This is a genomic window from Caldalkalibacillus uzonensis, assembly GCF_030814135.1.
GTDB lineage: Bacteria > Bacillota > Bacilli > Caldalkalibacillales > Caldalkalibacillaceae > Caldalkalibacillus > Caldalkalibacillus uzonensis.
In genome coordinates this window covers 64,994-87,494 of sequence record NZ_JAUSUQ010000002.1, presented here as the reverse complement: position 1 = coordinate 87,494, position 22,501 = coordinate 64,994, and the positions used below count along the sequence as shown (strand labels likewise).

23 protein-coding genes are annotated in these 22,501 nt (G+C 46.4%); 19 read left to right on the top strand and 4 right to left on the bottom strand.

Annotation, left to right across the window (positions count from 1 at the left end; all coding sequences use genetic code 11):
- Positions 1-17: 17 nt before the first annotated feature.
- The 16 genes from J2S00_RS03300 to J2S00_RS03225 all read left to right on the top strand — a co-directional run bounded on the left by J2S00_RS03300 (position 18) and on the right by J2S00_RS03225 (position 15,032).
- Complete coding sequence (locus tag J2S00_RS03300; RefSeq protein WP_307335359.1) at positions 18-749, top strand: ABC transporter ATP-binding protein; 732 nt, start codon at positions 18-20, stop codon at positions 747-749.
- Positions 742-1,935: an ABC transporter permease subunit gene (locus J2S00_RS03295; protein WP_307335356.1), complete on the top strand. Its 1,194-nt coding sequence runs from the start codon at positions 742-744 to the stop codon at positions 1,933-1,935. The genes J2S00_RS03300 and J2S00_RS03295 overlap by 8 nt, the downstream gene beginning before the upstream one ends.
- A gap of 186 nt (positions 1,936-2,121) precedes the next feature.
- A complete protein-coding gene (locus tag J2S00_RS03290) occupies positions 2,122-2,952 on the top strand; it encodes a hypothetical protein (RefSeq protein WP_307335353.1) in 831 nt (276 codons plus the stop codon).
- A gap of 27 nt (positions 2,953-2,979) precedes the next feature.
- Positions 2,980-3,840 (top strand): CpaB family protein, encoded by an 861-nt coding sequence (locus J2S00_RS03285; RefSeq protein ID WP_307335350.1) that lies wholly within the window; start codon positions 2,980-2,982, stop codon positions 3,838-3,840.
- Positions 3,841-3,861: 21 nt separating this feature from the next.
- Entirely contained in the window at positions 3,862-5,031 is a 1,170-nt protein-coding gene (locus tag J2S00_RS03280) for a CpaE/TadZ family protein (RefSeq protein WP_307335348.1), read from the top strand.
- Positions 4,991-6,331 carry a TadA family conjugal transfer-associated ATPase gene (locus J2S00_RS03275; RefSeq protein WP_307335346.1) on the top strand — a complete coding sequence of 447 codons (1,341 nt, stop codon included), beginning with the start codon at positions 4,991-4,993 and terminating at the stop codon, positions 6,329-6,331. Before J2S00_RS03280 ends, J2S00_RS03275 begins: the two co-directional genes overlap by 41 nt.
- Positions 6,322-7,251, top strand: coding sequence for a type II secretion system F family protein (locus tag J2S00_RS03270; protein ID WP_307335344.1), 930 nt, complete (start codon positions 6,322-6,324; stop codon positions 7,249-7,251). Before J2S00_RS03275 ends, J2S00_RS03270 begins: the two co-directional genes overlap by 10 nt.
- Positions 7,252-7,254: 3 nt before the next feature.
- Positions 7,255-8,199: a type II secretion system F family protein gene (locus J2S00_RS03265; RefSeq protein WP_307335343.1), complete on the top strand. Its 945-nt coding sequence runs from the start codon at positions 7,255-7,257 to the stop codon at positions 8,197-8,199.
- A gap of 47 nt (positions 8,200-8,246) precedes the next feature.
- Entirely contained in the window at positions 8,247-8,459 is a 213-nt protein-coding gene (locus tag J2S00_RS03260; RefSeq protein WP_307335341.1) for a hypothetical protein, read from the top strand.
- A gap of 28 nt (positions 8,460-8,487) precedes the next feature.
- Entirely contained in the window at positions 8,488-8,886 is a 399-nt protein-coding gene (locus tag J2S00_RS03255; protein WP_307335340.1) for a TadE/TadG family type IV pilus assembly protein, read from the top strand.
- A gap of 15 nt (positions 8,887-8,901) precedes the next feature.
- Positions 8,902-9,621 carry a hypothetical protein gene (locus J2S00_RS03250; RefSeq protein WP_307335339.1) on the top strand — a complete coding sequence of 240 codons (720 nt, stop codon included), beginning with the start codon at positions 8,902-8,904 and terminating at the stop codon, positions 9,619-9,621.
- Between the two features lie 72 nt (positions 9,622-9,693).
- The gene (locus tag J2S00_RS03245) at positions 9,694-11,304 is read left to right on the top strand and encodes a hypothetical protein (RefSeq protein ID WP_307335338.1); all 1,611 of its coding nucleotides are present in this window, start codon (positions 9,694-9,696) and stop codon (positions 11,302-11,304) included.
- Between the two features lie 50 nt (positions 11,305-11,354).
- On the top strand, positions 11,355-11,657 hold the full coding sequence (locus tag J2S00_RS03240; RefSeq protein ID WP_307335337.1) for a hypothetical protein: 303 nt from the start codon (positions 11,355-11,357) through the stop codon (positions 11,655-11,657).
- A 93-nt stretch (positions 11,658-11,750) separates the two neighbouring features.
- Positions 11,751-12,089, top strand: coding sequence for a hypothetical protein (locus J2S00_RS03235; protein ID WP_307335335.1), 339 nt, complete (start codon positions 11,751-11,753; stop codon positions 12,087-12,089).
- A 524-nt stretch (positions 12,090-12,613) separates the two neighbouring features.
- A complete protein-coding gene (locus J2S00_RS03230) occupies positions 12,614-13,999 on the top strand; it encodes a VWA domain-containing protein (RefSeq protein WP_307335333.1) in 1,386 nt (461 codons plus the stop codon).
- Between the two features lie 100 nt (positions 14,000-14,099).
- Positions 14,100-15,032, top strand: a complete 933-nt coding sequence (locus J2S00_RS03225; protein WP_307335331.1) for a DUF6612 family protein — start codon at positions 14,100-14,102, stop codon at positions 15,030-15,032.
- Positions 15,033-15,193: 161 nt separating this feature from the next.
- Here the strand turns inward: J2S00_RS03225 and J2S00_RS03220 are convergent, their stop codons facing one another.
- From J2S00_RS03220 to J2S00_RS03205, 4 genes are all read right to left on the bottom strand, one after another.
- On the bottom strand, positions 15,194-15,385 hold the full coding sequence (locus J2S00_RS03220) for a YtzJ family protein (protein ID WP_307335329.1): 192 nt from the start codon (positions 15,383-15,385) through the stop codon (positions 15,194-15,196).
- Between the two features lie 141 nt (positions 15,386-15,526).
- Entirely contained in the window at positions 15,527-16,033 is a 507-nt protein-coding gene (locus tag J2S00_RS03215; RefSeq protein ID WP_307335328.1) for a sporulation membrane protein YtrI, read from the bottom strand.
- Entirely contained in the window at positions 16,030-16,356 is a 327-nt protein-coding gene (locus tag J2S00_RS03210; RefSeq protein ID WP_307335326.1) for a YtrH family sporulation protein, read from the bottom strand. Before J2S00_RS03210 ends, J2S00_RS03215 begins: the two co-directional genes overlap by 4 nt.
- Before the next feature lie 145 nt (positions 16,357-16,501).
- A complete protein-coding gene (locus tag J2S00_RS03205) occupies positions 16,502-17,308 on the bottom strand; it encodes a Cof-type HAD-IIB family hydrolase (protein ID WP_307335324.1) in 807 nt (268 codons plus the stop codon).
- A 154-nt stretch (positions 17,309-17,462) separates the two neighbouring features.
- Here J2S00_RS03205 and J2S00_RS03200 point away from each other — a divergent pair, with 154 nt between their 5' ends.
- The 3 genes from J2S00_RS03200 to J2S00_RS03190 all read left to right on the top strand — a co-directional run bounded on the left by J2S00_RS03200 (position 17,463) and on the right by J2S00_RS03190 (position 22,481).
- Complete coding sequence (locus J2S00_RS03200) at positions 17,463-20,936, top strand: DNA polymerase III subunit alpha (protein WP_307335322.1); 3,474 nt, start codon at positions 17,463-17,465, stop codon at positions 20,934-20,936.
- An 84-nt stretch (positions 20,937-21,020) separates the two neighbouring features.
- Positions 21,021-22,256 carry an NADP-dependent malic enzyme gene (gene ystJ, locus J2S00_RS03195; RefSeq protein WP_307335319.1) on the top strand — a complete coding sequence of 412 codons (1,236 nt, stop codon included), beginning with the start codon at positions 21,021-21,023 and terminating at the stop codon, positions 22,254-22,256.
- Positions 22,257-22,295: 39 nt separating this feature from the next.
- Positions 22,296-22,481 (top strand): glutamate decarboxylase, encoded by a 186-nt coding sequence (locus J2S00_RS03190; protein ID WP_307335317.1) that lies wholly within the window; start codon positions 22,296-22,298, stop codon positions 22,479-22,481.
- The last annotated feature ends 20 nt before the right edge of the window (positions 22,482-22,501 follow it).

Sequence of the window (22,501 nt, the reverse complement as noted above, 5' to 3'; positions counted from 1 at the left end):
CGGAAAGGAGCTAGTACATGATTGGTGTTGAAGAGGTGACTAAAGCGTTTAAAACCACGGTGGCTGTCAATCAACTCTCATTTTCGATTGGCAAAGGGGAAGTGGTAGGTCTCCTTGGTGAAAATGGTGCAGGAAAAACGACCACCTTGCGCCTGATTGCCGCGGTGATGAAACCAACATCAGGCCGCATTAGTGTGGCCGGATTTGATACAGTGAAACAGGCACGGGAAGTGAAAAAGCGAGTGGGTATTTTATTTGGAGAGGAAACAGGGCTGTATGACAGGCTAACGGCAAGGGAAAACATTGCCTACTTCGCCCAGCTGTATGGTCTGTCTGAACTGGAAACGGAACAGCGCATTACACGGCTGGCCGATATTTTTGACATGCATGATTATCTTGACCGGCGGGTGGGCGGGTTTTCCAAAGGGATGTGCCAAAAGGTGGCTATTGCCCGTTCTATCATTCATGATCCGGACGTGATCCTGTTTGATGAGCCTACCTCGGGATTGGATATTATTGCAGCCAATGACATGCGAGGCTTGATCCGGCATTTCAGTGAGCAGGGTAAAACCGTTGTTTTTTCCAGTCACATTATGAGTGAAGTGCAAAAGTTATGCCAGCGTGTGCTCATCCTGCATAAAGGAACATTGCGTTTTGACGGCACATTGGAAGCATTGTACACCGCTCACGGTCACGATGATCTGGACCGTATCTTTTTGGCAGAGGTTGGGAGGGACAGACATGTTTAAGCTAAGCTGGCCCATATTTAAGAAAGAAATGACCGATTTGTTTCGGGACCGGAAAACATGGATGACCAGTATACTGCTGCCTATGCTGCTTTATCCGGCCATTATGTTTTTGCTTGGATTTATCATGCAGTCGACAGTGGAAGATGCCCAAAGCGACATTCCCATGACCATTGACGATCCTTCGGGGATCATTGAAGCCCATCTCTCCCACGAAGAGGCTTTCCGCCTGCTGCCGCCCAGAGAAGATGTGGAACAGGCCATCCGCCAGGGAGAGATCCGCTTTCATGTGGAGGTGGATCCCCACTTTGAGTCTCAGCTTGCTGATCTGGAGAGCGGCAGCATCAACATCTACTACGACCCCTCCAATTCTAAATCTGAGATTGCCTATGCGGTTTTGAGAGAAAAACTGGCTCAAAAGTCGACCGAGTTGTTGGAAAAACGTCTGGCTGCCCTTGGTCTTAGTGGTGCGGCGATTGAGCCGCTGGAGATCGAGGTTGTGAGTGTAGCCCCCAAAGGCCAGGAAGTCGGCAGCTTTTTGGCGTTTATCATACCTTTGTTTTTACTTATCAGCTGTGTTTCCGGAGGATTGCCCGCTTCCACGGATCTTGTGGCGGGGGAAAAAGAACGGGGCACATTAGAGGCGTTGATGACAACACCGGTAGGCGGAGGCCCCGTTATGGCCGGCAAACTGCTGACGGTGATGGTGATGAGTTTTCTCAGTACCATTCTTACTTTTCTCAGTCTCACTTTTGTGTTTGCTGTGGTTCCTGTCTTGTTTCCTCTCTACTTACCTGAAGGAAATATCATCAGCACCATTTTTACGCCGGAATTTTTCCTGGTCAGTGTCATTATGCTGGTTCTGGTCTCAGCCATGATTGCCGCTGTGCAATTGTCAATCAGTACAGTAGCCAAAAGCTTTAAGGAGGCTCAAGCGTATAATACGATTGTGGTGTTTGCCGTCATGCTTCCTGTCTACCTGCTGATGATGACACCAGCCGTAGAAATCCCGATATATTATTTTGCCCTGCCTGTTCTTAATGTGGTGGCTATTTTCAAAGAGGTGTTTGCCGGACTTATTCAGCCTCTTCATTTCTTTATCACCATCGGCAGCAGCCTGTTCTTTGTGGTGGCCGCCATTGTGCTGTTTGCCTTTCTATTTAAAAAAGAGCAGTTCATTTTGAAGTAGGACCTAAAAGTGGCCCAAACATAGCCCGGGACTTAAGTCTTTAGTCCCGGGCTTTTTTAACTGACCTTCACCAGAAATCAGGCTGATATAATCGGGACCTAAGATTCAATTATGGAAACAGAAGACCTAAAATAGGAAAATATGTTTACAAACAAATAACTTGGTTTTATACTTCATGATAAACAGATGAAAAATTTTCCAATGGGAGACAAAAAAATGATAGTCGTCGATGAGTGTTTGGGACTCTATGAAAAGCCTCAATTTTTAGGAGATGAAACGCTCTATTTTGTCAATCTAATAAAAGCAGGCCAAGCAGATCGTGGGTTACAAAAACAAGTGGAGAGGACAAAGCCCCGGAATATTTTACCTTCCATTAAATTAAAGCGAAAAACATTGTCAGATGAAATTGATTTCTTTACACAAGTGGTTCATTTAAATTCAGCCAAACAAAGCCGTGGTCAAACATGGATATTCTATTTTTATCACTCCTATTATACGGATAACCAAATAATAAGAAAGATTCAAAGTCTGCTGCTGCCAGAAGTGTTTTTGTTGCCCATTCCTGTCAATGCCAGCAGAGCCAAAGCGTTGTATATGATGTATGTTCTAGACCGTTATATAAGGCAATCTCATCAAAATATTAATTTTTCAGAATTGAATTTCGGAATTAACAAATCAGTTCAAGACTTGTCGTGTTATTTATTGTCTCCCAAACCGCTGGCCCAATTTAAACCTCACAAATGGAGGTATGTATATAAACACAAACAAAACTCATTGTTCAAACTTGTACACATGAAAGCGGATGGTCAAGTGAATCTGGTTGATGTGGATGAGCTGCAAAACCTGTGGCCAAAAGTGCTTTCATTTAAGTCAGAACAAAAAGAACTTTGGGCCGTTGTCAAAGATTTAGATGATGGTGAAAAAGCAATAAGCGGAACAGATTTTTTATACCATATTGAGCAGCCAGCAATTCCGGTTAATGTGCCCGTCATTGATGTGGCTATTTATTCCAAATGAACAGAACAGTATTGGCGGTGTTGGCGTATGATTGATGCAAAGCGCAAAGCGTTTGTTTTTTTAACTTTAGCCTTTATTTTAGCTGTCATTACCGGGGCTCTGATCTTAAATGAAGTAAGAAGTATACAAGCCGATATGGTGATGGTCAAAGTGGCTGTTGCCAAGCAGGATCTGCCCACTTATACGCTGATCTCCCCGGACATAGTGGATTGGGTGGAAATCCCTTACTCTGAAAACATGTCCAGTTTTGTCACACAGGAAGCCGACCTGGAAGATGCAATTGTCATTGTTAACTTGTCCAAAGGAGATTTGATCACCCGCAATATTCTCAGGTCCCAAATGGATTTGCCGGACAACCATCGGGTGATCTGGCTCAATGCCACCAATAATGTGGTGATGGATCAAGCGGTCGCTGAGGGGGACACCGTAGATATCATCATCACCTATCAAGAAGGAAATTCCGGTTTGCAGACAACCACTATGTTTAAGAATGTCAGTGTGGTGCAGAGGATTGACCATGAGGAAGGTGCGGACGAGATTAAAATCTCCATGTCACAGGAGGATGCTGAGCGGTTCATCCATTTTCAGCACACGGCTGAACATATTCGGGTTCTGTTGGTAAATCAAATTCAGCAAACAGGTTCTGGACAACCCTCTCAGAAAACTAAAGAACAACAGCCTGAGGATCATGATGCTGAACAGACTGAAGAGCAAGAAGAGCAGGGCTCCGAAAATGAAAAAGTAGAAGATAACGAAGAAGAAAAGAAGAAAGAAGAAGAGAAGGATAATCACGGTACAGAAAATGATAACAAAGACAAAAAGAAAGATAACCAAACTAAAGAACAGCACAAGAAAGATGATAAAAAGGACGGAGACAAAAAAGAGTAGCGGAGAAGGGAGGGACTGACTTTGGGTGGATTAAAAGCTCTGGTGGATACAAGGGAACAAGAAGTTTTCGAAGCAATCAAAACTCACCTTGCCCAGGAAGCGGTTGAAGTCTACCAGGCAGGACAAGCCCCATTTAATGAAATCAACAAACCTCACTTTCATTGGTATGTGATTGATCAGTTTAGCATGCATGAAAGCAGTAAACAGACCGTTCCTGCCGGCAGTTTTGTCATCGGTATTGTGTTTGAACGGCAATTTGAAAAAGTAAGGGAGCTCATGAAGTACGGCGTGGATGAGGTGCTGGTTTGGCCGGATGAAATGGACAACTTGGCCCGTATCATTACCCGGACCAAAGAGCGTCTGGAGAAGAGTGACCAAGAAAATTTCAGTCTTGGCGGAAAAGGGAAAGTGATCTCGTTTTACAGCAGCAAAGGCGGCAGCGGAAAAACCTTTCTTTCCAGTTTGTTTGCCCAATGCTTGGCGGTTGAGTACGGCAAGAAAGTGATGCTCATTGATTTCAATGTCCAGTCCGGCGGGTTGGAAGTGATCCTTGGACTTGAGCCCATTCGGACTTATGTCGATTTAAAGCCAGTCTTAAGTGAATTGTCGATCCAGCACATTCACAATATTGCCGTAAACGAGAGTACGACGGGGATTGATCTGTTGTTAAGTCCCGTCAGTCCGGAACGGATGGAAGAGCTAAGCGTTGAACTTGTTTCCAAAATAATACGTGTTTGCCGGTCCCATTATGATGAGGTCGTGCTTGACCTGCCTTGTGTGCTTGATTCAACCAGCTTTACTGCTTTAAATGATTCCACTCACATTTTCTATGTGTTAACGCCTGACAGTTTGTCATTAAGAAGTTTTAAACATACTTTGGCCGTGTTTGATCAATATCAGCTGAACAATCAGGGCCAACTGTCCGTCATTTTAAATTTGGTTCATGCCAAGCAAGAGCTGACAGAGAGAGATGTCGGCAAACTGGTGGATGTGCCGCTGGCCGGCTCCATCAGGGCGGACTATTTCTCCGTGCAATCTTACCTCAACATGGGTGTGCCTTTCTTTAAGAAAAAAGGGCACTATTTTAAAGCGAAGCCAGTGAAGGATATGATCAAGCTGGTCAAAAAATATGAAGCTAAGGTGAGGGAACATGTCCTGGTTACACAAAGCGGGTCATTGGCCAAAGCCTAGCTCCGGGCAAGCATGGGATATTGAAGATTATCAAGTGGACAAGTGGGTCAGACACTTTAAAGAACGGATCATCAAAGAAGCCAATCTGGAGTCGATTACGGCTTTGCCGGAACAGGAGCGCAAACAAACCATTGAAAGATTGGTCTACCAAATGATCGAAGAAGAACGGGTGATTATGCCCAGTCAACAGATCAACCAGATCATCGAGCAGATTATTAATGAGTCGGTTGGCTATGGTCCACTGGAAGCTTTATTAAAACAGGATGATATCACTGAAATCATGGTCAATGGCCCCAGAGAGGTTTATATAGAGCGGCAGGGGAAACTGGAAAAAACCAATGTCAGGTTTAAAGATAAGGAACATATCCGCCATATTATTGACCGGATGATTGCTCCCATCGGCCGGCGCATCGATGAAAGCTCGCCCATGGTCGATGCCAGGCTTCCTGATGGCAGCCGCGTTAATGCGGCTATCCCGCCTGTCAGCATCGACGGACCTGTGATCAGCATCCGCAAATTTAATAAAGATCCGTTTACCATGGAAGATTTGATCTCGTTTGGGACGTTCACAGAGCAGATGGGGGAGTTTTTGAGTGCGGCTGTCCAAAGTAAATGCAATATGCTTGTTTCAGGGGGGACAGGCAGCGGCAAGACCACCCTCCTGAATGTGCTGTCGGCTTCCATCCCTCCAGGGGAACGGATTATTACGATTGAGGATATGGCTGAGCTCAGGTTTAACTACGACAATATCGTGCGCATGGAAGCGCGTCCGGCAAATATGGAAGGCAAGGGTGAGATCAGTATTCGCCACCTGGTTAAAAATGCACTGCGGATGAGACCCGACCGCATCATTGTGGGTGAAGTGCGGGGTTCTGAAGCACTGGATATGCTGCAGGCTATGAATACAGGCCATGAGGGTTCGCTGACCACGGTGCATGCCAACAGCCCTAAAGATGCGTTGGGCAGACTGGAAGCCATGGTGATCATGTCCGGCCTGTCCATCACCGTGGATGTCATCAGGGAATACTTTGTTGGCGCTATCGATATCATTGTCCAGACCCAACGTTTGCCGGACGGAACAAGAAAGATTACGAGCATAGCCGAGGTGGTGGGTGAGGATGGCAAGGTGAGTATCAACGAGATTTTTCGCTTTCACAGAACCGGCACTACCCCCCAAGGGGATGTGCAAGGGTATTTTGAAGCTACTGGCTATGTGCCCCAAGTGTTTGAAAAAATCAGAACCACGGGGATTCGCCTGCCGGAGGGACTCTTCCACAAAGGGGAATTGGTATGGGCCTGATCTATCTTGCTTTATCAACCAGTATCCTCATCGTTTGTGTCAGTATCTATTATGCTCTCCAATACAGGCAGAGTAAAAAAGCCAGTAAGAGAGTCCGCTGCTGGTTTGAAGATGGAGAAACCAAACGGAAAAGTTTTATCTTCATCATCGGGGATAAATATGACCAGTCTGAGCTGTCCGAATCGTTAAGAGACAAGTTAACCAAGGCCAATATAAACATGAAAGCATCAGAATATGCCGGGATCTGTGTGCTGATTTTCCTCGTATTGTGGGCGGTGAATCATTTTATTCTGGCGCTCTTGTTTCCCCTCGATATGGTCCTGGCCCATGTACTGGTTTGGGGCGGTTCGACCCTCTTTTTGAAATCCAGACAGAACAAAAGATCCCAGGCGTTTAACCAGCAACTGCCTGATATCTGCCGGATGATGGCCAACACGGTGAAAGCGGGACTGACCCTGCAGCAAGGCATTGATATGGTGGCCAAGGAATTAAAGGAACCGGCCGGATCTGAATTTGCCAAAATGACCCACGAATTGCGCTTGGGTGACAGCTTTGATGAGGTGATGAACCGTTTTAAAGGCAGAATTGTCAGCAAAGAATTGCAGATCTTTGTCAATACCATTCTGATCCAGCGCCGGGTGGGGGGCAACTTGGCGGAAGTGCTCAACCTGATGGCGGAAACACTGGAAGAGAGGGCCAGAATTCATAAAGAAATTGATGCCATTACGGCCGAATCCAGGTATGTGGCGTTTATCCTGCCTGTGTTGCCCGTTGTGATGGCCTTGATGCTCAACTTGCTGATCCCCGGCTTTTTAAATCCGCTTTTTACGCCGCTGGGTTTGATCCTGCTGGCGGTTGTGGGCGGTATTCAGCTCATCTCCTTCCTGCTGATTAGAAAAATCTCAACGATAAGGGTGTAGCCTATGAATGACCAGGCGTTGAGCGGTTTGATCGTGCTTCTGATTGGTCTGATTCTGGTATCACTGCTCATCAGTTTTGTCTATATCTGGTTGTTTGTTGCCAAGAAGCAAAATTTAACCACTTACCTCGGCTTTCAAAAGCGAAAAAAACGCCAAAAAGTGTCCTTCAAGGACAGAGTTTGGAACCTGCTCTTAAAGGGAGCAGCTTACGTGGGGCCGACAGCTATCAAATACCCCATGTTTACCAAACCCGAACAAGACCGTTACAAGCTTATGCTGGCCGGCAATCCCCGCGGAATGGATTTGCAGCTGTTTTACGGGTTCAGACTGGTGGTCTTTTTTGCCGTATTCTTTTGCTGCTGGTTCTATTTCATGATCGGCATGCCTTTGGCAACCCCCATATTTCTGGCCGGACCGGTGCTGGGTTTTTTCCTGCCCCACGTGTGGTTGAAATACCGGGCCAAGGAGCGCCAGGAAGAAATCAGCGCCATGATGCCCGATTTTCTGGATACGGTCAGCATTTCACTGCAGGCAGGCGCTTCTCTGGATGGGGCTTTACGGCAGGTGAGTGATCAAATGGAAGGTCCCTTGAGTGAAGAGATTCAGCGTTTGTTGCGAGAGATCAGCCTGGGGGTTTCCCGGGAAAAAGCGTATGAAAACTTGTTGAGCCGGAACAACGCCCGGGAACTGGAGATTCTGATTCAGGCCCTGATTCAAGGAACCCAGCTGGGGGTGCCGGTGGCCAGGACATTTCGTGTTCAAGCAGAAGACCTGAGGCAAACGCGGGGATTCAAAGCCAGAGAAAAAGCAGCCAAAGCCAGCCCCAAAATAACCCTGGTGACAACCATCACTATCTTGCCCTCCGTCTTTTTGCTGGTGATTGGCCTTTTAATTCTCAACTTTATTTATAATCCAGATGTATTTGGTCTGAACATCTTCTTCCAATAGAAGAAGATCACATACATCTAAAAATTTTATGAAAGGGAGAGAGTAAGATGTTAAAGTGGTATGTTCACTTCACGGAGAAGGTAAGAACTGCAGTGGACAATGAGAAGGGTGCTGTCTCCATGGAATGGATCATGATCGGCCTCCTGGCTGTGGCTGTCGTGGCTGCCATTATTACGGCACTGGAAGGCCGGAGTGCGGATGGTATTGCCACCGCCATCATTAATAAGTTAGCTGATTTTATTAATAAAATCGGTGGCTAATCCCCAAAGGGCAGATGTCGCTATGGTCATGATCAAAAAGTACCTATACAACGAGCGGGGGTCACAAACATTGGAGTTTGTGGCCCTGTTCCCCCTTATTATTTTTGCCTGTTTATTCATCTGGCAAATGGCCTTGGCCGCTTATACTGTGGTGGTGGCCGAAGCAGCGGCACGGGATGGGGCCAGGGTTGCCTCCGTGGTCGGGGTGGGGAATCAGGGAGCCATTCGGGAAGCGGTCAATAAAGCCGCTTATGGGTTAGATGTGCAACAAGTAAATGCGATGACAAGACCCAACAGTTACGGTGAAGAAGTCACCGTGACGGTCGCTGTCAAATTACTCACCATCAAAGTGCCTTTTATTGATGAGTTGGACTTTACCGTCACAAGGCGGGCCACCATGCCGTATGAGCAAACCGATGATACATAAAGGAGCATATCCAAGATGATTCACCATCTCCTTAAATCCCAGCATGGCGGTGTCTATATTATTGTCATCTGTTTGGTTGTGGGTGCCATTTTCATTAGTTTTATCTTTGTAGATATGTTTACCACCTATATCAGCAAAAACATCAGTCAGAAAAGCGCCGATGCAGCTGCCCTGGCTGCTTCACATGAAATGAAGAACATTTATGAAGAAGCCTTGCGGCAGGAGCTTCGTCACCAACTGCATCTTCTCCATAATGATATAGAACAAGAAATCCGCAAGCGGTTAGAGGAGCAGCAGGATGAAGAGGAAGATGCCGAAACTCCGGATGAAGATGAGATAAGGGAAGAAATTTTCGAGAAGAAAGGCATTCCACAAGCAGTTAGAGAAAAATTAAGCAATCCCAATTATCAGCTCGATGCAATTGAAGGTTTAACATATTTCTACAAAGACGACGAGATTTTAAAAATGATGTGTGACAGCATCCGGGCTGAGTGGAGTCAAGTCCGTGACGCTGCCCAGTACTACGTCCGGGAGAACCAGGCTGATGAACTTGTTGATCTTGTGTTTCCCTACAATGGCGATTTTGAAGTCTATGTTCGTGTCAAAAGAAAAATCTCGTTTCTGACAGTTCCTGATCAGGCTTTTGCCGCAGGGCAGAACGAGATGTATGCCGAAGGGGCAGCCCAGGTCTTGTTGCCCAAGGGGATCACTTACCGTTCCAAAGTCTGCAGGTAGCTGTTTAGATGAGCCACACCAAAGTGGAAACCGCCTGACTTACCCCCTCTGGAGGGGAAAGGAGAGGTTAGTATGCATGTTGTTTCCAAGTCATTTGTATTAACGCTCCTGTTATTATTGGTCATGATCTGTTTGTTTTGTACATACACATTAGCGAATAACGAAGACATATATTTTGAATATGAGGATAAAACCCCGATGCTGACAGGAACCGAAGCACAGTCTGGGGGAAACAGCAGCTCTTCAGGTGGACGGACGGGGTGGAACTTTAACATCTGGGATGTCCTGAGCAATTTTTTCGATTGGACAAGGCAAGTTGTTGTTGAATTTTTTAGTTCTGTCTGGGAGCGCTTGTCAGATTGGTTCTCTCAGCTGTCTGATCCCATTCAGGGTTTAATCAAAGGAATTGTGGTTGGCCTTGTGGTTGCCGTTGTGGTGGTTGTTGTCGTGCTTCTGTTGGTGAAGTTCGGGCTCATCGCCGGAATCAGTTTGCTGGTTCTTGGTGTGTTTGCCGGTTTGGCTGTTTTGGGGGCCGGCTTATACGGATACATTGTGGGCGGAGATCACTTCAGCATCTTTACAGCCGCATTGATGGCCCTGGGCATTATGCTCTTGCCCATCGCCATCAAGTTGGGCCTGGTCGGGGCTGTGATGCAGGGCCTCAGCCGGCTGCTGCTCGGTTTGGGCACCCGCTATTATTTGTTAACAGCCCGGATGAGCAGTTTGCTGGGTGCCGCTTTTTCCGCTTTGCGACTGGCTTACTGGCGGTTTGTGACCGAGGCGTTTATGAGATGGACGGCATTACAGACTTCAGTGCGGCTGTGGGTTATGTCTGTCTTTAATGGGGCCCGTGGGTTGCTCAGCCGCAGCTGGCAGGGAATAACAGGTTTGTTGTCCAGAGGATGGGCTGCCGTGCAGAGTTCTCGCCTGGGACAAATCTTGTCCGCTGCCTTTGGCAAAATGCGCGCCTCAGCTTTTGGCCGCTGGGTTGCTCCCAGGTGGCAGGCCTTCAGCAGCTGGGCCGGAAGGACATGGGCTGCTTTCAAATCCAGCCCTGCTGTCCAATGGCTGGCCACGAAACTGACCTCCAAAGCGTTTTGGAAGAGTGTGGGATTAAAGTTTTCATTAAATGCAGCAGCAATTTTGGTGTTTCATTTTATAAGCCCTAATGGAGAGTTTAATTTGCGAGACGCTCTGGTAGATGTTGTCATTGGTGGTTTAGCTGGTGTGTTCATTGGCAGTCAAGCTACAGCTCTTTTTGCCAGCGGGAAGACCTTAGCAGTCCGGCTCTCCCATTGGCTGGGCGGTTCGATGGCGGGTGGTAGTGCTTATACCGCCTATGTCTATATGACACAGGGTACTGTAAGTTTGGAAACCTTTATTACAGGAGCCATAGTCACGGCTGTATTGCTTCCCGCGGCTGGATTATTGAGCCCGTTTACTTCCAACCCTGGAGGGGAATTTACTTTGAATTTTGTTTCTAAAATAGTTAGCGAAAAAATTACTCCCTCTGTTACCCAAGGCTTGACTTATGTGAAAACTAAAACATTAGAATTGGGCCAAGATGTCATGAAACAAGTACAGAAAAAATGGCATGAGTGGCAACTGAACCAGGTAAATACAGGTCGGGAGGGTAACACGCACCTGAAAATAAAAGATAAATATGATATAAAAGCTCCTTAATGAGGTTCTTAGCAATCATAATAGGTGAGAAAAAAGGAGGTCTCAAAAACATGAGTGAAAAAACATGGCGGTGGCTGGTAGGTTTATCATGTTTATATTTAATAATTGGGTTTGGTATCAAGGTGAAACGTCCAGATTTATTCGATTCTTTCTATATATATATGTCTGTTGTTGGCTTATTATCTGGTTTTGTCATTATGTTATATTGTTGGAAACATCTGAGTAAGGATAAAAAGCTGACACCCCTTAAAGTGCTACAGACGTTTTTATATATGATAGTAATATTTATTGTAATGGATTGGAGATATGATTGGAGACTTTTTAATTGGTGGAAGGATTTTTTGGGGCTTTAGGGTTATGATCTAGAGTTGTGATCTGTCCGATAAGATTTTTGTAGACGTGTGGACTTACCTCTTAAAGCCCCTTAGTTGAAGGAGCATGGTATGGTGAACGAACGTATGTGGTGGTTTTGTACGATAGGGTTTTTTGCACTATGTGCCTTTGGCTTTCTGTTTGGTGCATTATATCAATATGATATAAACAAAAGCGTCACATTATTTATAACAGAACGGAGATGGTTACAAATAACACTTATAATTATATCGACTATTTTAGGTTTCATTACAATGCTTAATATGCTAAGGATACAGACGAAAGAGCGCAAGGTAAAGCCGGTGATGATTGCACAGGTGATTGGCTGGACTGCATTAATTTGGACTTTGTTGAGTATCAACAACGGAAGAAATATGCTAGAACCGGTGTTGAATGTTTTGTTTAATCGGTAGTTGTTGATGAATATGAACTATTTCTAGGATCAATAGAATTTAAAGATAAATCTAAATAAGCCATAGTGGAAGTCCCTAAGTATTTGGATAGGTGTGATAAGAGAGGTCTGAAAACATGAGTGAAAAAACATGGCGGTGGTTAGTAGGTTTATCATGTTTATATTTAATAATTGCGCTTGGCATCAAGGTGAAACGTCCAGATTTATTCGATTCTTTCTATATATATATCTGTTGTTGGCGTATTATCTATTTTTGTCATTATGTTATATTGTCAGAAACATCTGAGTAAGGATAAAAAGCTGACACCCCTTAAAGTGCTACAGACGTTTTTACATATGATAGTAATATTTATTGTAGTGGATTGGTTGAGATATGATTGGAGCTTTTTTAAATGGTGGAAGGATTTTTTGGGGCTTTAGGGTTATGATCTGGCTAATCATATTACGTAGTCTTGTGGAATTAAGCCTGTGTATAACTACCTTTAATAGCGCATAGACTAAATGATTTTAAGGGAGCTGGTCATGATGAATCAAATCATTAAGCGTTTATTTGTACTGGTTTTTATTACAGGTGTGCTCGTTTTATCATCTTGCAGCGCCGGAGAAACAGAAAGTCAAGTCGATGAGTCAGAACACGTCTCAGAAGAGTCGGCAGAAAAGGAAGAACAGGAAACGGCGGATAAGGAAGGCGAAGCAGAAGCCAAATCCTATCCACGGTTAGAAGAGGCTCCTCTCCCTCCGCAAACAATCGAAGAAGCCTTGGCTTATCCCACAGGCCCATTGGCAGGTAAAATATTTGCCGGTCACGAAGCGTTGTTTTTGCATACATATAAAGAAGAGCTGCCACCATTGGATGATAACTTCACAGAAGAGGAGATAACAGCTTATTTCAATGCTTTTCTTTCCCTTGTTTTCGAAAACTTTCCCAGTCCCGAAAACCTGATTCAGGATCTGCAGTTTCAAATGTTTGGGAGTAGCGACACGGACGAGCGGCTGCAGTTTAAAGAAAATTTTAACGTCAAGATTATACTTGATGTGAGTGGCAGTATGGCCGATGAAATTGACGGCAAACGGATGATTGACATCGCCAAAGACTCGATTCGTAAATTTAGCTCTGCATTGCCTAAACAAGCCAATGTGGGTTTAAGGGTCTACGGGCATGTTTACGGGAAGGAAGCTTCCTGCCGGGAAACAGAGCTCGTCTATGAGTTGCAGCCTTATGATTCAAGCAAGCTGGAAAGTGCTTTGGCCCAGTTTGAACCGACAGGATGGACACCGATCGCCTTGGCACTGGAAGATGCCATGGATGATTTCCAGGCATATCCGGGTGAGGACAATACAAATATCATTTTTTTAGTCAGTGACGGGGAGGAAACATGTGGCGGAGATCCGGTCGCTGTCGCCAAGAAATTGGCAGAATCAGAAATTCAACCGATCATCAATGTGATTGGTTTTAACGTTGAAGCTGACGTGCAGGCCCAGTTAGAGGAAATCGCTCAAGCAGCCAATGGCGCTTTTTATTTGGCCACCAATGAAGAGGAGCTGTACAACCAGTTCCGGAAAACTGAAGAGATGGCACAGAAATGGAAAGAATGGAGAGAGGGCGCTGTGGCCGATGTGACAGAACAAATGGAAAAGATGAGTGACACGATTTGGGATTTTGCTGACGAATGGTATGAGCGATTTGATCGAATGAATAGTAATATGTCCAATGTGACTCGGGCATTGGAAAATGAAGGCTATATCAGTTTTGAAGCCAAGAAAGAATTGGATGGAAGGATTTTGGACTTCTCATCCGATTTAAACATTGAAATCAGCCGCATGCATACCGAATTACATATGATCAACCATCAGAACTACGGAGAAACCGTCAGAGAAATTGAACGCATTTTCAGCGAAAATATTGAATAAGAAAGATATAGTGTCACATTAAAAATATTGAGTCTAGTTTCCATTTTTGTTAAACTGCAACAAGTGGCTGATTTTCCTAATATTGATGGGAGGAGAAACTGTGCGGAAGCTGGCTTTGTTATTGGGGTTAAGTTTGTTACTGGTGTTAAGTGCTTGCGGCGGGAATGAGCCGGCATCTCTGGAAGAGACACCGCTGGATGATGGGGAAATGCAGGTGGCGGGAGAGATAGATGTTAAGACCTTGCTTGAGAAAATGAACGCAGCAACAGAGGAGATTAAGAGCCTGACACTGGACATGAATCTGAATCAGCGTATGTATGACGGCCAAGAAGAGATGAATGTCAGCTCATCTTCTGTCATCGGGTATGTTCAGGAACCGTTAAGCTATTATATGCAAATGGAGATGGAACTGGATGAGTCAGGGGAAACCTACACCACTGAAATGTATCTGGCTGACAACGAAATGTATATGTACGAACCGGAAACAGATCGATGGATGATGTTTCCATTTGACATGATGGAAGAGATACTGGAATGGGAAGAAGAATTACTAGCCCAGTTCGGTTCAGAATATGAAATGCTGTTTGAATTTGTGGATGACTTTAATTTAGAAGTAGAGGGAGACTACTATCTCCTTACCCTGCAAGCCAACGAAGACAAGTACATGGCTCTGATCGAAGAAATGACCCAGGATCTGTTTATGGGGGAAGATCCTTTTCTGGCTGAGATGATGGAGGACCTGTTTAAAATTGACCGTTTAACCTATGAGTTAAAAGTGAGCAAGGAAACGTTTTTGCCTGTTGAGACTAATGTCTATCTTGAAGGCACGATAACAGTTGAGGATCATGAACTGAAAATGGAGCAGGAGATGTACATGCGGTATCGTGATATTAACGCAGTGGAAGCCATCGAAGTGCCAGAGGAAGTGAAAGCAAACGCTGAAGTGCTGGACTTCAATTTTGATTTAGAGGACTTGGACGGGTTGGAAGGGTTGGAGCTTGAGGACTTAGAAGATTTGGATCTTGAAGATTAGAAGAATCAACAGATAACTAATTTTTACAAGTGAAAAGTGTAGGCAAAAAGACCGGCCTTTTCTGACTGTGGCAGTAAGACCGGTCTTTTTACGGAGGTTGAGCGCCTCCCTCGCCTTGGGCTTCATAACCGACGCGAGATGGAGCCATGTTCATCGCTACCTTATTCATCGTCTTTGATTGGTATAAACCATGATCCTAGAGGCGTACGGTCTATATGGACGCGAAGGTTATGTTTCTTAATCTCCCGCTCCAGATGGCCGGCCACCTCTGAGGAGTCGGCAAAAGCAGAGTAACCGTTTTTGAGTTGTTCAAGCTTTGCTTTTGCCAGATGTTTGCGATTTATAACCAACACATTTCCCCTCCTTTCTTTTCATTTCATTAATATTGTACACTAAAAAAAGTGTGCAAAGCGAGGCGTTTGGATAAAAAGCTACACAATGTTCATATTTATGCATATTGGTCGCGTTCATGCCTGTTCACTCTCATGAAAGCACTAACTTATTTTATGCACGTGAATCTTAATAGTGATGGTCGTATGAATGATCATAGAGTGGAGTTTCACTTCATATTCGTCATTGTTCTCAAATTTGATCGTTTTACCATCAATCAGCCTGGCATGGGTCTCCGCTGTTTCGGCCACGGACTGTACGGAGTAGTCTTCTTTGACCAGATACTTTAACTCTTCTCTTAAGCGCTCAATAATATCAGTAGCCGTAAATCCATCGATCTCCTCCTCGTTGACAATCACGATCTCCACTTTTTTAACCGTAATTTCTTCCTGATTGAGTTTGTTGAGATCTTCTGCTTTCTTCTCCAAATAGTCCACTTCGTCCCGCAAATCCGTAATTTCCAGTACCAGGCGGCGGTTTTCAAACAGGATTTTGTCCAAGGTGTGGGCGTGAAGATAGTGAAAAATAAGGGCTCCTAGCAGCATGCCTAGGATAAAGGAGACGAGCAAACGGCCCCAGTTGCGTGTTTGGGCTGGATGGGGAGGCTTCATTGGATATCTCCAATCATCCAGTGAATAAGCAGGCTGGCCGTGTGGGCCCCGAAAAAGGCACTGCCGATATAGAGGAGATGTTTAACCATCTCACCATAGTATTCATTGAAAAATCCTTTTTCAATAGCGGTGATGGTATCAAAGGTGCCCCCGATGGCAGCGACAAGGGCCCAGATTTTCAACTTATCCACGTGATTTTGCACCCAGGTCATAGGGGGTTCACCTACGAGGAAAGCACCCAGCCCGCCGATCAGACATCCGCCCAGCAAGACGCCAAAGGCCACGAAATAGTCAATAATCATCATGGAGACCAAGCTTCTCATTTCTGCGTCCACTCGTCTCACTCCCTCTTTCCGTCCCTTTTGTGCCGTGCTCCATGCACACTGTGCCTTATCTCATATGTATGGACGGAAAAAGGAAGATATGACAGGCATGGGAATGCGGGAAGGGCCGTATTTGGCCTACAGATTAGACTAGGACATGTTTGGCCAGGAAATGGGCAATGCCGTCCTGCTCATTGTCCAGCGTAACCCAATCTGCCACCTCTTTAAGCGGTTTGATGGCGTTGCCCATGGCCACGCCGCAGCCGGCAAATTGAAGCATTTCCACATCGTTGTCTTCATCGCCGAAAGCAATGATGTTTTCGCGGGGGATGTTCAGGGAGCGGCACACTTTTTCCAATCCAACCGCCTTATTGATGCCAGCCTTGATCACTTCAATCACATGCCATGGCGCCGCCCATTTGCGATGGTCCACCACCTCGGCATGGTACTCGCTTAAATACTGGCGCAACCGGTCAACATGGTGTTCGTACGGGTGTATCAGCACGGAGGTGGGCTTGGTATGGATCACCTGGGGCATGGTGTTGACGTTAACGGGAGGATCAAAGAAGGTTTGCATGATCAACTTATCGTGCTTCTTCAGATAGACTTCGTCCATCACTTCAATCATAATATTTTTGACTCTAAATTTTTCTGCGGTACTAACCACGTTTTGGGCCACATCAAGATCAAGAGGCGTGTGAAAGAATCCCCACTCAGGCTTCTGCGGATGGTGAACAAGGGCCCCGTTAAAATTGACAATGGGTGTGTTCAGGTTCAATTGGTCATAATAGTTTTTGCTGGACCTAAACGGACGACCGGTTGAGATAACCACATAATGGCCCTGACTGGTGGCTTGTTGCAGGGCTTGTTTGGTTTTGGGTGAAATGTCTTTTTTGTCAGTCAAGAGTGTGCCGTCCAGATCAACGGCAATTAAAAGACGCTGTTTTGTCATAGTGACTCCAACCCTTTTTTGATATGATTAAGATAGTTAATTCCTTTAGAGTTACGTTATGTTTGGAGTGTATGGCGTGTATTCATGTATTATACCAGATTTTGGCTCGGAATAGAAAGTGTCAAGCAGTGTCGTGGCTGAGAGGGGATGGAAGATGCAACAAACGGATTTTGTTCATCTGCATGTACATAGTGAATACAGTCTGCTGGACGGGGCCAGCCGCATTACTGAGTTGGTTCAAGAAACAAAGCGCCTGGGGATGAAGGCTGTGGCCCTGACTGATCACGGGGTGATGTACGGCACCATTCCGTTTTATCAGGCTTGCCGGGCTGAAGGCATCAAGCCGATTATCGGTGTGGAAGCTTATGTGACTAATAAGCCTTTGGAGGAGAAGGTGAAAAAAGGGGAACAGCACCTCTATCACCTGGTGCTTCTTGCTGAAACATACGAAGGTTATCAGAATTTGATGAAGTTGACCACCAAAGCCCATCTGGACGGCTTCTACTATAAACCGCGGGTGACAAAAGAGTGGCTCAGGGAACATCACCGGGGATTGATTTGTCTCAGCGGTTGTTTGGGTGGTGAATTGGCGCAGGCGCTCTTGGCTGATGACTGGCAGAGGGCGAGAGCGATCGCTGAGGAGCATTTGGACATCTTCGGAGCAAACAATTACTTTATTGAGCTGCAGGATCACGGGATAGCGGAAGAAAAAAAGGTGAATCCCCGGCTCATTCGTCTAGCCGAGGAACTGAATATCCCCTTAGTGGTCACCAATGATGTGCACTATACCCGGGCGGAAGACGCTGTGCCCCACGATTGCCTGCTGTGTATCGGCACGGGCAAAAAGATGCAGGATGAAGAGCGTCTTAAATTTGATTCTGCCCAGTTTTATCTTAAAAGTCCAGGAGAAATGGCCAGGTTGTTTCCTCATCTTCCCCAAGCCTATGCAAATACGCTGCGTATTGCTGAGCGCTGTCAGGTGGAGATTCCCCTGGGCCAGGAGATCTTGCCCTCCTTTCCGGTTCCCCAGGGAATGACGGCCATGGATTTCCTGCGCCAAAAATGCGAAGAAGGACTTAAAGAGCGCTATGAGGTTATTACGGATGAGATCCGCCAGCGGCTTGATTATGAGCTGGAAGTGATTGGCCAGATGGGGTATGCCGATTACTTTCTCATTGTGTGGGATTTCATGCGCTTTGCCCATGAACGGGGGATTATCACCGGTCCTGGCCGCGGGTCAGCTGCGGGTAGCCTGGTGGCTTATGTGTTAAAAATCACCAATGTGGACCCCATCAAATACAACTTGTTGTTTGAACGCTTTCTCAACCCTGAACGGGTGACGATGCCCGATATTGATATTGATTTCTCCGATCAGCGGCGAGACGAAGTGCTCCATTATGTGGCTGAAAAATATGGCAAAGACCGGGTGGCACAGATTATTACCTTTGGAACGCTGGGGGCCAGAGCGTGTATCCGTGACGTGGGGCGTGTGCTGGGGCTGCCCGTGCCCCTGGTTGACCGCGTGGCCAAGTGCATCCCTGCCGGCCCAGGCATGACACTGGACAAGGCGCTGGCTTCTTCCGCAGAGCTGCGGGAGATGTCCGAACAAGATGAACAAGTACGTCAGTTGATCGCCATGGCCAGGCCACTGGAGGGGTTGGCCCGTCATACCTCCATTCATGCTGCGGGGGTCGTGATTAGTGAAAAGCCACTCACCCACTACGTTCCCTTACAGGAAGGGCAGGATGGCATTCCGCTCACTCAGTACCCCATGGAAGATTTGGAAGCACTGGGCCTGTTAAAAATGGATTTGCTGGGTTTGCGCAACCTGTCCTTGATGGAAGAAATTTTGCGCATCATCAACCACGGACGTACAGAAGATGAACGCTTAACCCTTGATGACATTCCCTTTGATGATGAAGCCACCTTCCGCTTGTTAAGCGAGGGGGACACGGCAGGTGTTTTCCAGCTGGAGTCGGACGGGATGCGTAGCGTGCTGAAACGGCTCAAACCCACGACGTTTGAAGATATCATTGCTGTTTTGGCCTTATACCGGCCCGGTCCGATGGAAAACATTTCCTTGTTTATCAAAGCCAAGCACGGAGAGACAAAGATCCAATATCCCCATCCTGATCTGGAGCCCATTTTAAAAGATACGTACGGCATCATCGTTTACCAGGAGCAAATCATGCAAATCGCCTCTAAAATGGCTGGTTTCAGCCTGGGTGAGGCCGATCTGTTACGCCGGGCTGTGGGGAAAAAGAAACGGGACATTTTAGAAAAAGAGAGGGAACATTTTGTCGAAGGCTGTCTGGCCCAGGGATACGAGCGACAGGTGGCCGAACACGTCTATGATTTGATCGTCCGTTTTGCCGATTATGGCTTTAACCGCTCCCACTCGGCTGCTTATGCGGTGATTGCCTATCAATTGGCCTACCTGAAAGCCCATTATCCAGTGGCTTTTCTGGCTTCACTGATTTCGATGAACATTGGCTCGGCTGAAAAAGTGGGAGATTATTTGCATCAAGCGGCCAAACGCAACATCAAGGTGCTGCCTCCCTCCGTGCTCCACAGTGAGGCAGGGGTCACCGTGGAAAGCGGCCATATCCGCTTGGGCTTAAGCGTAATCAAGCATGTGGGGGCAGCGGCAATCCGGGAAATTAAGCGGGCCAGGCAGGAGGGACCATTTAAAAATGTGCTCGACTTTTGTCAACGGATTGATTTGCGTATTTGCAACCGCCGGGTGATTGAATCATTAATTATGGCCGGTGCTTTAGACGAACTGGGCATGCACCGGGCGCAGGTGCTGGCCAATTTGGATGATATGTTGGACATGGCCGAGCGGGCCCAGGGATTAAAAGCAAGTGACCAACTGTTCTTTTTTGCCGACGAACTGCCCGATGATTACAAATGGCACGATACGACACCTTTCTCACCTCTAGAACAGTTAAAATATGAAAAAGAAGTGCTGGGTTTCTACCTGTCCGGACATCCATTGGATGCGTACCGTGAGCAGGTTAAACGTTACGGGATAATCCCCATTCCCCAGCTTCTTCAGACAAAGGCAGGTGAGCAGGTGCGTACTATGGGCTATGTGCACCGGGTGAAACGGATTACAACAAAAAAAGGAGATGCAATGGCTTTTGTCCAATTAGAAGATCAGGGGGTAGAATTGGATACCGTTGTTTTTCCCCAGGTGTTTGGCGGGCATCCAGGTCTGTACAGGGAAGACAACCTGCTTTTGGTGGAGGGCAAGCTGGAGGAGCGAGAAGACCGGAAACAGTTGGTCATTAACCGGGCCTTGGATTTAACCCAGCTCAAGGCGCAAGAGGGGGTACAAGCTGCTCCACAGCAGAGTGATGACTGCCAGCTTTTTATCAAGATTACCCCGGTTGCGGAGCAGAGTGGCAAATTGAAAGAAATGGAAGTTGTGCTCCGTCAGTACAGGGGCGAGACACCGGTTTATCTCTACTACGAAAGCCGGCGCAAAACGATTCGCTTGGGGGACAGTTACCAGGTCCAGATTAACGATACACTGCTCAAACGCTTAAAAACGCTTTTAAATGACCCACATGCAGTGAAAGTCACAAAAAGATCTGACGCTGCGTCATTTAGGAGCAGGTGTTAAAAATAGCTTTTGTTAGCTGTTTACACCCGTACTCCATTTGATATAATGAAAAGCAAGTTATAAGTCACGAAGGAGAGTGAAGAAATGGCCACCACAAGGGAAGAGTCTTTGCATTTGCATCGTCAAAACAGGGGGAAACTGGCAGTAAAATCAAAGGTGCCTGTGCGTAACGCCAAAGATTTAAGCTTAGCTTATTCCCCGGGAGTTGCTGAACCATGTAAAGAGATTTTCGACAATCCGGAAACGGTTTTTGAATACACCATGAAAGGGAATATGGTTGCCGTTGTGTCCGATGGAACAGCTGTGCTGGGGTTGGGAAATATTGGTCCAGAGGCGGCGTTGCCTGTCATGGAAGGAAAAGCGGTGTTGTTCAAGGCATTTGCGGGGGTTGATGCCTTCCCCATTTGTTTAGATACGACTGAAGTGGATAAAATTGTAGAGACGGTGAAATTGCTGGAACCCACCTTTGGAGGGGTTAATCTGGAAGATATTGCTGCTCCGAACTGTTTTGAAATTGAAGAACGGTTAAAACGGGAAACTAATATTCCCATCTTCCATGATGATCAGCATGGTACAGCGATCGTCACCCTGGCTGGGCTGGTCAATGCCCTGAAAGTCGTTGGCAAGGAGCTGTCCCGCATCAAGGTTGTCATCAATGGGGCCGGTGCGGCTGGAATTGCCATTATCAAACTGTTATACCGCATGGGTGTACGGGATATGATATTATGTGATTCTAAAGGCGCTATTTATGAAGGACGCCCCTATGGCATGAATCCGATTAAGGAAGAAGTGGCCAAACTGACCAACCGCCACTTTGTCCAGGGAGACTTGGACGATGCCATCCGGGAAGCGGATGTGTTTATCGGGGTTTCCGTAGCCGGTGCTTTGACAAAGGACATGATTCAAAGCATGAATGATGATCCGATTATATTTGCCATGGCCAACCCGGTGCCTGAGATTATGCCGGAGGAAGCCTTTGAGGCTGGGGCCAAAGTGATGGGTACCGGCCGTTCAGATTACCCCAATCAGGTTAATAACGTCTTGGCCTTTCCCGGCATTTTCCGGGGAGCGCTTGATGTCTACGCCACACATATTAACGAGGAGATGAAGGAAGCAGCGGTCTATGCCATTGCTGACTTAATCAGTGACAACGAATTGTCAGCCGATTATGTGATTCCAGCTCCTTTTGACCCACGGGTAGCTCCCGCCGTTGCGGCGGCAGTGGCTAAAGCCGCCATGGAAACAGGCGTGGCCAGACGCCGGGTGGATCCCTCCGAGGTGGCCAAAAAGACCCGGGAGCTGGCTTCGATTAAAGACTAATGATCTAGGTTGATGAAAATAAGGAGGACAATCGGGACAATGTGGACGGTCATCTATATTGCACCTAGTGCAAAGATTGCCGAAAAAATTCAAGATCGTCTGACCAAAGAAGGATTTTTGGTGAAAGTGAGAGCAAGCCAGCACGGTAAACAATATGAAGTTCTGGTTCCCGAAAGTGAACTGGATGATGTGCGTGAAGCATTGAGCTACATCTTACAATCATAACATGGATAACATGTGAGGTG

Coding starts and splice junctions, on each gene's coding strand:
- J2S00_RS03255 (WP_307335340.1), top strand. CDS start 8,488: ATGATCAAAAAGTACCTATACAACGAGCGGGGGTCACAAACATTGGAG.
- J2S00_RS03300 (WP_307335359.1), top strand. CDS start 18: ATGATTGGTGTTGAAGAGGTGACTAAAGCGTTTAAAACCACGGTGGCT.
- J2S00_RS03290 (WP_307335353.1), top strand. CDS start 2,122: ATGAAAAATTTTCCAATGGGAGACAAAAAAATGATAGTCGTCGATGAG.
- J2S00_RS03275 (WP_307335346.1), top strand. CDS start 4,991: ATGTCCTGGTTACACAAAGCGGGTCATTGGCCAAAGCCTAGCTCCGGG.
- J2S00_RS03190 (WP_307335317.1), top strand. CDS start 22,296: ATGTGGACGGTCATCTATATTGCACCTAGTGCAAAGATTGCCGAAAAA.
- J2S00_RS03230 (WP_307335333.1), top strand. CDS start 12,614: ATGAATCAAATCATTAAGCGTTTATTTGTACTGGTTTTTATTACAGGT.
- J2S00_RS03245 (WP_307335338.1), top strand. CDS start 9,694: ATGCATGTTGTTTCCAAGTCATTTGTATTAACGCTCCTGTTATTATTG.
- J2S00_RS03205 (WP_307335324.1), bottom strand. CDS start 17,308: ATGACAAAACAGCGTCTTTTAATTGCCGTTGATCTGGACGGCACACTC.
- J2S00_RS03265 (WP_307335343.1), top strand. CDS start 7,255: ATGAATGACCAGGCGTTGAGCGGTTTGATCGTGCTTCTGATTGGTCTG.
- J2S00_RS03210 (WP_307335326.1), bottom strand. CDS start 16,356: ATGAGAAGCTTGGTCTCCATGATGATTATTGACTATTTCGTGGCCTTT.
- J2S00_RS03200 (WP_307335322.1), top strand. CDS start 17,463: ATGCAACAAACGGATTTTGTTCATCTGCATGTACATAGTGAATACAGT.
- J2S00_RS03250 (WP_307335339.1), top strand. CDS start 8,902: ATGATTCACCATCTCCTTAAATCCCAGCATGGCGGTGTCTATATTATT.
- J2S00_RS03260 (WP_307335341.1), top strand. CDS start 8,247: ATGTTAAAGTGGTATGTTCACTTCACGGAGAAGGTAAGAACTGCAGTG.
- J2S00_RS03285 (WP_307335350.1), top strand. CDS start 2,980: ATGATTGATGCAAAGCGCAAAGCGTTTGTTTTTTTAACTTTAGCCTTT.
- ystJ (WP_307335319.1), top strand. CDS start 21,021: ATGGCCACCACAAGGGAAGAGTCTTTGCATTTGCATCGTCAAAACAGG.
- J2S00_RS03240 (WP_307335337.1), top strand. CDS start 11,355: ATGAGTGAAAAAACATGGCGGTGGCTGGTAGGTTTATCATGTTTATAT.
- J2S00_RS03270 (WP_307335344.1), top strand. CDS start 6,322: ATGGGCCTGATCTATCTTGCTTTATCAACCAGTATCCTCATCGTTTGT.
- J2S00_RS03295 (WP_307335356.1), top strand. CDS start 742: ATGTTTAAGCTAAGCTGGCCCATATTTAAGAAAGAAATGACCGATTTG.
- J2S00_RS03215 (WP_307335328.1), bottom strand. CDS start 16,033: ATGAAGCCTCCCCATCCAGCCCAAACACGCAACTGGGGCCGTTTGCTC.